Origin of the sequence: Micrococcus sp. HSID17227 (genome assembly GCF_003989405.1) — a bacterium.
Classification (GTDB): domain Bacteria; phylum Actinomycetota; class Actinomycetes; order Actinomycetales; family Micrococcaceae; genus Micrococcus; species Micrococcus luteus.
Genome location: NZ_RBLN01000432.1, coordinates 1 through 1,251 on the forward strand (window position 1 = coordinate 1; position 1,251 = coordinate 1,251).

Below are 1,251 nucleotides of genomic sequence, written 5' to 3' on the forward strand. Positions count from 1 at the left end.
GGTCAAGCCCCTCGTGATGGTGTAGCGGTCTGATCCTTCATGGGGGTCAGGCGCTGAGGCCGAGGGTGAGTTCGGTGTCGGGGTCCACCTCGTCTCCGGTGTTGGTCACGGTGGTGAGCCTGCAGCGGGCCAGGACTTCAAGACCGAGGTAGCGTCGACCCTCGGCCCATTCATCGGTCTGCTCGGCCAGCACCGCACCCACTAGCCTGACGATGGCCGCCCGGTTGGGGAAGATGCCCACCGCGTCGGTGCGACGGCGGATCTCCCGGTTGAGCCGCTCGGCCGGGTTGTTCGACCAGACCTGCGTCCAGACGTCCTTCGGGAACGTGGTGAAGGCCAGGATGTCCGCCCGGGCGGCGTCGAGGTGCTCAGCCACGGTGGGCAGCTTCTCGCTCACGTAGTCCAGGAGCCGGTCGAACTGCGCGTGCACGCTGGCCGCATCGGGCTGGTCATAGACCGAGTGCAGCATGGCTTTCACGGCCGGCCACATGTTCTTCGGGGTGATGCCCATCAGGTTCGCCGCGTAATGGGTGCGGCAGCGCTGCCACGTCGCTCCGGGCAGGTTCGCCGCGATGGCGTCCTTGAGTCCGGTGTGGGCGTCAGAAGTAACCAACCGGACCCCGGCCAGGCCGCGGGCGACCAGGTCGGCGAAGAACTCGTTCCACGCCGCCCCGGTCTCCGAGGTGGCGACCCGCAGGCCCAGGACCTCGCGGTGGCCGTCAGCGTTGACCCCGGTGGCCAGCAGCACCACGGCGTTGACCACGCGCCCGCCCTCGCGGACCTTCATGCTCAGCGCATCGGCGGCCACGAACGTGAACGGGCCGGCCACCCCGAGCGGGCGGTGGCGGAAGGCCTCGACCTGCTCGTCGAGCTCGGTGGCCATCCGGGAGACTTGGGACTTGGACAGGGCGTTGACGCCCAGAGTCTTGACCAGCTTGTCCATCCGTCGGGTCGAGACCCCGGCGAGGTAGCAGTCAGCGACCACGGTGATCAGCGCCGACTCCGCTCTCTTCCTGCGTTCAAGTAGCCAGTCCGGGAAGTACGTGCCCGATCTGAGCTTGGGGATGGCCACGTCCAGGGTGCCGACCCGGGTGTCCAGGTCCCGGTGGCGGTACCCGTTCCGCTGAGCAGTGCGCGAGGAGCTGGGCTTGCCCCATTCGGCACCGACCACCGCGTCGGCATCCGCGGACAGCAAGGTGTTGATCATGGTCTGCAGCAGATGGCGCATCATGTCCGGGGACGCTTCAGACA

General features: G+C 68.0%; 1 protein-coding gene. It reads right to left on the minus strand.

Translation table 11 applies throughout. From position 1 onward, the window contains the following. Nucleotides 1-46 precede the first annotated feature (46 nt). Nucleotides 47-1,251, minus strand: a 1,205-nt coding sequence (locus D8M29_RS12430; RefSeq protein WP_127435653.1) for an IS256 family transposase, incomplete at its 5' end; no start/stop codon positions are given.